The organism is Micromonospora sp. BS32 (assembly GCF_059089345.1).
This window is the reverse complement of record NZ_JBSSHR010000005.1, coordinates 372,235-379,559: the sequence shown is the minus strand read 5'-3', so window position 1 is coordinate 379,559 and position 7,325 is coordinate 372,235. Positions and strand designations below refer to the sequence as shown.

Here is a 7,325-nt window from a genome sequence, read left to right as displayed (position 1 = left end):
GATAGAGTTACGGCGGTCATGGCGGAGGGGAAACGCCCGGTAACATTCCGAACCCGGAAGCTAAGCCCTCCAGCGCCGATGGTACTGCACTCGGGAGGGTGTGGGAGAGTAGGACGCCGCCGGACAAACATTCCAGTCGAGGGCCGCCCCATGAGGGTCGCCCCTCGACTGCGTAGCGCCGTTGGTGGCGCAATGAGGAAGGATGTACCTGTGAGTTCAGGACCGCAGGGCGGAGACCGTCCGCGCCGCCACGACGACCGTACCGACCGACCCCAGGGGCGCGGCGACAGCCCGCGTCGTGATGACCGGCCCCCTTACCGTGGCGACCGCGACGACCGCGGTGGCGCCCCGCGCGGTGGTGCCGACCGGGGTGGACGCGACGGCGGATTCCGCGGCGGCGACCGGCGTGAAGGTGGCTTCCGGTCGGGTCCGCGTGACGGTGACTCTCGTTCCGGCGGCTTCCGCAGTGGTGACTCCCGTGAGGGTGGCTTCCGCGGCGGCGAGCGTCGTGAGGGTGGCTTCCGGTCGGGTCCGCGCGATGGTGACTCCCGTTCGGGTGGCTTCCGTGAGGGTGGTTTCCGCGGCGGTGACCGTCGTGAGGGCGGTTTCGGCGGTGGCCAGCGTCGTGAAGGCGGCGGCGGCGGTGACCGTCGTGAGGGTGGCTTCCGGTCGGGTCCGCGTGACGGTGACTCCCGTCCGGGCGGCTTCCGCGGCGGTGACTCCCGTGAGGGTGGCTTCCGCGGCGGCGAGCGTCGTGAGGGCGGGTTCCGTTCCGGTCCCCGTGAGGGTGGCTTCCGTGGCGGCGACCGTCGTGAGGGTGGTTTCCGCGGTGGCGACCGCGACGCCGGTGCCCGTGGTGGTGAGCGTCCGAGCGGTGGCTTCCGTGGCGGTGACTCCCGTGAGGGTGGTTTCCGCGGCGGTGACCGTCGCGAGGGTGGCTTCGGCGGCGGCCAGCGTCGTGAGGGTGGTTTCCGCGGTGGCGACCGCGACGCCGGTGCCCGTGGTGGTGAGCGTCCGAGCGGTGGCTTCCGTGGCGGTGACTCCCGTGAGGGTGGCTTCCGTGGCGGTGACCGTCGCGAGGGCGGCTTCCGTTCCGGTCCGCGTGAGGGTGGCTTCCGTGGCGGCGACCGCGACGCCGGTGCCCGTGGTGGTGAGCGTCCGAGCGGTGGCTTCCGTGGCGGCGACTCCCGCGAGGGTGGCTTCCGTGGCGGTGACCGTCGCGAGGGCGGCTTCCGTTCCGGTCCGCGTGAGGGTGGCTTCCGCGGTGGCGACCGCGACGCCGGTGCCCGCGGCGGTGAGCGTCCGAGCGGTGGCTTCCGTGGCGGCGACTCCCGCGAGGGCGGCTTCCGCGGCGGTGACCGTCGCGAGGGCGGCTTCCGGGGTGGCGACCGCGACGCGGGTGCTCGTGGTGGCGAGCGTCGTGAGGGTGGCTTCCGCGGCGGCGACCGCGACGCCGGTGCCCGCGGCGGTGAGCGTCCGAGCGGTGGCTTCCGTGGCGGTGACTCCCGTGAGGGTGGTTTCCGTGGCGGCGACCGTCGCGAGGGCGGCTTCCGTTCCGGTCCCCGTGAGGGTGGCTTCCGTGGCGGCGAGTCCCGTGAGGGTGGCTTCCGTGGTGGTGAGCGTCCGAGCGGTGGCTTCCGTGGCGGTGACTCCCGTGAGGGTGGCTTCCGCGGCGGTGACCGTCGTGAAGGTGGCTTCGCTGGCGGCCAGCGTCGTGAGGGTGGTGCTGGCGGCGGTGAGCGTCGCGAGGGCTTCCGGGGCGGCGACGCCCAGCGGCCCGACCGGGGCGGCGAGCGTCGCCCGTACGGCGACCGCCAGGGTCGGGAGGACCGTCCGGGCTTCGACGACCGGCGTCGCGAGGGCGGGTTCGGCCCGGACCGCGAGCGGCGGGACGAGGTCGAGGGCGGGCGTACGGCCGCGCCGGCGCTGCCGGACGAGATCTCCGCGAGCGACCTGGACACAGCCGTCCGCGCCGAGCTTCTGTCGCTGAACAAGCCGGTGGCGGAGACCGTCGCCCGGCACCTGGTCGCGACCGGCCAGCTGATCGACGAGGACCCGGCCGAGGCACTCGCCCACGCCATGGCGGCGCGCCGGATGGCCTCGCGGATCTCCGCGGTGCGTGAGGCGGTCGGCCTGGCCGCGTACCACGCGGGGGAGTGGCAGACGGCCATCGCCGAGCTGCGCACCTACCACCGGATGAGCGGCCTGCAGAGTCACCTGGCCGTGCTCGCCGACTGCGAGCGGGCGTTGGGGCGTCCGGAGCGGGCCATCGACCTGTTCCGCGGCGCCGACCAGGAGAAGCTCGACCAGGCCACCGCCATCGAGCTGCTGATCGTGGCGGCCGGTGCCCGGGGTGACCTCGGGCAGAAGGACGCCGCCGTGGCGATGCTCCAGGTCCGTGAGCTGACCGCCGACTCGACCGAGCCGTGGACGGCCCGGCTGCGCTACGCGTACGCCGACGCGCTTCTCGCGGTCGGCCGTCGCGAGGAGGCCCGGGAGTGGTTCTCCCGCGCCGCCGACTCGGACACCGAGGGGGAGACCGACGCCGCGGAGCGGCTGCTCGAACTCGACGGCGTGGTGATCGAGGGTGACGAGGAGGACGACGAGCCGGCCGAGGAGATCGCCGCCGGTCCGGGTGCTCCCGGCGCGGTGCCGGCCCGGCCGGATGCCGACCTGTCCACCGCCGACCAGCGGGACGACGAGGACGACGACGACCTCGACGAGGACGAGGACGAAGACGAGGACGACCTCGACGACGAGGACGACGAGCTCGACGGCGACGAGGACGACGGCGACGAGGACCGGGGCACCGACGACGAGCTCACCGACGGGGCGGCCGCCGAGCGGGCCGGCGCCGACGACGCACCGGCAACCGCCGAGCCGACCGGTCGAGGTCCGGACGACGACCCGGCTGCCGCCGACGACGCGTCCACCGACCGCCGCGGGTCGGAGTCGGAGTCGGAGTCGGACCAGCGATGACCGAGGTCGCCGGGGATCGGTTGGTTGACGGGTACGCCCTGGTCGTGTTTGACCTGGACGGTGTGATCTACCTGATCGACCGGCCGATCCCCGGCGCGGTCGACGCCGTCGGCCGGCTGCGGGCCGACGGCCGCGCGGTGGCGTTCGCGACCAACAACGCCTCCCGCCGCTCCAGCGAGGTCGCCGACCTGCTCACCGGGATGGGCGTGCCGGCCGAGCCGCAGGAGGTGTTCACCTCCGCGGCGGCCGCCGCCGAGCTGCTGCGGGACCGGCTGCCGGCCGGTGCCGCCGTGCTGGTGGTCGGGGCGGAAGCGCTGCGCGCCGAGATCCGCGCCGCGGGCCTCACCCCGGTCGCCAAGGCCGACGAGTCACCCGCCGCGGTGGTGCAGGGGTACGGGCCGCAGGTGGGCTGGGTGGACCTGGCCGAGGCGTCGGTCGCGATCCGGGCCGGCGCCATCTGGGTCGCCACCAACACCGACCGCACCCTGCCCAGCGGCCGAGGCCCGTTGCCGGGCAACGGCTCGCTCGTGGCGGCGCTACGGCACGCCTTGGACCGCGCGCCCGACCTGGTGGTCGGCAAGCCCGAGCCGGCGCTGTTCGCCACCGCCGCCCGACGGGCCGGCGAGGGCCGGACCCTGGTGGTCGGCGACCGGCTCGACACGGACATCGAGGGCGCCCGCCGCGCCGGGCTGGACAGCCTGCTGGTACTCACCGGCGTGAGCGACGTCGCCGAGCTGCTGGCCGCTCCCGAGGGGCGGCGACCGACGTACGTCTCGGCGGACCTGGCGGGGCTCTTCGACCCGGCGGCGGTGGTGTCGGTGCCGGGGCGACCGGATTCCGGCGGCTGGTCCGCGACGGTGGTCGACGGCGGGCTGGAGCTGCGGGGCGCGGGACGGCCGCTGGACGCGTTGGCGGCGCTCTGCGCGGCGGCCTGGTCGCGGCCCGCGCTCGGGTCCGACGTGCGGCCGGGCTCTCCGGAGGCGGAACGGGCCCTCGAGGCCCTCGGTCTGGCGGACTGACCCGCCCCGGCGGGCGGGCCCCGTCAGAGCAGCTTGCGCAGTTTCATCAGATCGAACGGGTTCGCCTTGATGGAGACCCGGCGGGAGGCGACCGCCTTGGTGACGTCGAGCTGACCGTGCACCAGCGCGACCAGGTCGTCGCTGTTGGTGACCAGTGCGATCTTGGCCTTCGGGTCGTCGCCGTCGCTCAGGTCGACCAGCCGGCCACCGGCGATCCGGCCGTGGAACGCGGTCTCGAGATCGGTGACCCGGCAGGCGAGCGTCCGGTCGAGGTCGATCTTGCCCTGCACGTCGGCGTGCCGGTCCAACCGGGCGGCCAGATCCTGCAACGCCTGCCGGCACTCGTCCACGCTGGCCACATCCCGCTCCTCATCGCACGCCACGCCGTTCCCCGGCACCGTACCGCAATGGACCTCTCGGGGCGCCCGGTAGCGTGAGACCTGCACACCCCCCGCCCCCACGGAAGGACTCAGGTATGCAGGACGCGTGGCGCGCCTACCTCGAGCTGGCGACGGGCCTGACGGAGGCGCCCCGGAAGCGGGCCCAGGACGCCGTACGGCGACTGGTCGGCACCGGCGGCGCCACCGCCGCCCAGGTCCAGGCGCTCGCCGAGGAACTCGTCTCGACCGGCGCGGCCAACCGCGAGGCGCTCACCAAGCTGGTCCGCTTCGAGGTGGACCGGGCCCTCGGCGCGGTGGGGCTGGCCACCGCCGACGAGGTGGCCGAGCTGACCCGCCGGGTGCACGAACTGGAACGCCAGCTGCGCGAGGCCAAGGCCGGCCCCAGCCCGCTGCTCCCCGGCGCTCCGGCGGCCGCACCCGGCGCCGTGCCGCCGGCCGGCCCGGCCGCGCCGGTGGCGCCCGAGTCCGGCCCGGGTGCGTCAGGAGCACCCGCCCCCGCCGCCGGTACGTCGGCCTCCGCCGGGCCGGTCACCCCGCCGACCAAGGCGGTGGCGAAGAAGACCGTGGCGAAGAAGGCCATCGCGAAGAGGCCGCCGGCCGCGGTGAGCACCACCGACGGCCCGGCGCCGGTGGCCCGGCCGGTGAAGAAGGCCGTCCCGCGCAAGCGCCCGCCCGGCGGTGACGAGTGACCGCCGCCGGCCGGAGCCGGTCGTGACCGGCCCGTACCGGCCCGGTCCGCCGCCGGGGCCACGTCCGGGCCCGCCGCCCGGCGCCCGGCCCGGTCCGGCGCCGGCCGTCGACCTGGACGACGCCCACCACCCCGCCGTCGACGCCGCCGTGCAGGCGATGATCAACGCCGAGGGACTGCCCCCGGCCGACCAGATCGCCCAGTACGAGGCGGCGTACCAGACGCTGCGGGAAACCCTCGCCACCATCGACCAGTCCTGAACCGACCGGAGAACCACCCCATGGCACGTCGTACCCGGCTCGACGCCGAACTCGTCCGTCGCGGCCTGGCCCGCTCCCGGGAGCAGGCCGGCGCGCTGGTGGAGGCCGGCCGGGTCCAGCTGCGCGGGGTGGTGGCGCGCAAGGCCGCCGCGATGGTCGACCCGGCCGACCCGCTGCTGGTCACCGGCGAGGACCCCACCGCCGAGTACGTCTCCCGGGGCGGGCACAAGCTGGCCGGCGCGCTCGCCGCGTTCGCGCCGGGCGGGCTGACCGTCGCCGGCCGGCGCTGCCTCGACGCGGGCGCCTCCACGGGCGGCTTCACCGACGTGCTGCTGCGCGCCGACGCCGCCGAGGTGGTGGCCGTGGACGTCGGCTACGGCCAGCTCGCCTGGCCGCTGCGTACCGACGAGCGGGTCCGGGTCCTCGAGCGGACCAACGTGCGCACCCTCACCCCGGAGCTCATCGGCGGCGAGGTCGACCTGACCGTCGCCGACCTGTCGTTCATCTCGCTGCGGCTGGTGCTGCCGGCCCTCGCCGGCTGTACCCGGGCCGACGGCGACCTCGCGCTGATGGTCAAGCCGCAGTTCGAGGTGGGCAAGGAGCGGGTCGGCACCGGCGGCGTGGTCCGCGACCCGGCGCTGCGGGCCGAGGCGGTGCTCGACGTGGCGGCCGCGGCGGCCGGGCTCGGGCTCGGCCTGGCGGACGTGGCGGCCAGCCCGCTGCCCGGGCCGAGCGGCAACGTCGAGTTCTTCGTATGGTTACGCCGGGACGCACCACCGGCCGACCCGGACCGGGTACGGGCCGTGGTGGCGGCGGGACCGGAGGGTCCGGCGCCGTCCGGCGACCTGCCGGACGCGACCACCGAGGAGGTGGCAGGGTGAGCGCGGTGGGCGCGTGGCGGGGTCACGTGATCGTGGCGGAGAGGCGGGACCCGGTGGGCTTCAGGGACTGGGCGAGCCGGGTCGGCACCGACGGGCGGTCCTCCCGGTGAGCCGGACCGCTCTGCTGGTGACGCACACCGGGCGGCGACGCAGCACCGAACACGCCCGCGCTGTCGCCGCGGACCTGATCAGCGCCGGCTTCGAGGTGCGGGTGGTGGCCGAGGAGGCCGACGACCTGGACCTGCCCGGCGTGGTGCCGGTGACCGGCCCCGAGGCGGCCGAGGGCGCCGAGATCGTCTTCGCGCTCGGCGGCGACGGCACCTTCCTGCGTGCCGCCGAGCTGGCCCGGCCGGCCAAGGTGCCGCTGCTCGGCATCAATCTCGGCAAGGTCGGCTTCCTCGCGGAGGCGGAGATCAACGACCTCGACGTGGCGGTCCGCGACGTGGTCGGGCGCAACTACACCGTGGACGAGCGGCTCACCCTCGACGTCACCGCGGAGTTCGAGGGCGGGCCGACCATCGAGTCCTGGGCGCTGAACGAGATCAGCGTCGAGAAGGGCGAGCGGGCCCAGATGCTGGAGCTGCTCGTCGACGTGGACGGCCGCCCGCTGTCGCGGTACGGCTGCGACGGCGTGGTCTGCGCCACCCCCACCGGTTCCACCGCGTACGCCTTCTCCGGTGGCGGTCCGGTGGTCTGGCCCGAGGTGGAGGCGTTGCTACTGGTGCCGATCAGCGCGCACGCGCTGTTCAGCCGCCCACTGGTCACCGCGCCGACCTCGACCTTCGTCATCACCGTGGACCCGTTCACCACCCTGGCCGTGCTCAGCTGCGACGGCCGGCGGGTCTTCGACCTGCCCCCGGGCGCCAAGGTGACGGTGCGGCGGGGCGCCCTGCCGGTGCGCATCGTGCGGCTGCGGGACCGGCCGTTCACCGACCGGCTGGTCGCCAAGTTCGACCTTCCGGTGCAGGGCTGGCGCGGCAGCCGCCGCTGACCGGCCCGTCCCGACCAGCGCCGTCCGACCGGGCGGGAGCCACGGCTCCCGCCCGGTTCGCGCGCTCACCCGCCCGCGCCCGGGCGGTCCTCGCCCCGCCCCGCGC

The 7,325-nt window shown here is 75.5% G+C and carries 7 protein-coding genes and 1 rRNA gene; 7 read left to right on the top strand and 1 reads right to left on the bottom strand.

The genetic code is table 11. The features are described from left to right. Positions 1-8 precede the first annotated feature (8 nt). From rrf to AC5RWQ_RS11470, 3 genes are all read left to right on the top strand, one after another. Positions 9-125 (top strand): 5S ribosomal RNA (rrf, locus tag AC5RWQ_RS11480). A gap of 1,954 nt (positions 126-2,079) precedes the next feature. Then, positions 2,080-2,979: a tetratricopeptide repeat protein gene (locus tag AC5RWQ_RS11475; RefSeq protein ID WP_494282704.1), complete on the top strand. Its 900-nt coding sequence runs from the start codon at positions 2,080-2,082 to the stop codon at positions 2,977-2,979. Next, the gene (locus AC5RWQ_RS11470) at positions 2,976-3,998 is read left to right on the top strand and encodes an HAD-IIA family hydrolase (RefSeq protein WP_494282703.1); all 1,023 of its coding nucleotides are present in this window, start codon (positions 2,976-2,978) and stop codon (positions 3,996-3,998) included. Before AC5RWQ_RS11475 ends, AC5RWQ_RS11470 begins: the two co-directional genes overlap by 4 nt. Positions 3,999-4,021: 23 nt before the next feature. Here AC5RWQ_RS11470 and AC5RWQ_RS11465 read toward each other — a convergent pair whose 3' ends face one another. Next, positions 4,022-4,357: an SCP2 sterol-binding domain-containing protein gene (locus tag AC5RWQ_RS11465; protein WP_494282702.1), complete on the bottom strand. Its 336-nt coding sequence runs from the start codon at positions 4,355-4,357 to the stop codon at positions 4,022-4,024. 116 nt (positions 4,358-4,473) lie between these two features. Between AC5RWQ_RS11465 and AC5RWQ_RS11460 the strand changes: the two genes are divergently transcribed. From AC5RWQ_RS11460 to AC5RWQ_RS11445, 4 genes are all read left to right on the top strand, one after another. Then, entirely contained in the window at positions 4,474-5,088 is a 615-nt protein-coding gene (locus AC5RWQ_RS11460; protein WP_494282701.1) for a phasin family protein, read from the top strand. Between the two features lie 22 nt (positions 5,089-5,110). Beyond that, entirely contained in the window at positions 5,111-5,347 is a 237-nt protein-coding gene (locus AC5RWQ_RS11455; protein WP_494282700.1) for a hypothetical protein, read from the top strand. Between the two features lie 20 nt (positions 5,348-5,367). Then, positions 5,368-6,228 (top strand): TlyA family RNA methyltransferase, encoded by an 861-nt coding sequence (locus tag AC5RWQ_RS11450; protein ID WP_494282699.1) that lies wholly within the window; start codon positions 5,368-5,370, stop codon positions 6,226-6,228. Positions 6,229-6,334: 106 nt separating this feature from the next. After that, positions 6,335-7,219: an NAD kinase gene (locus AC5RWQ_RS11445; RefSeq protein ID WP_334493579.1), complete on the top strand. Its 885-nt coding sequence runs from the start codon at positions 6,335-6,337 to the stop codon at positions 7,217-7,219. Positions 7,220-7,325 lie beyond the last annotated feature (106 nt).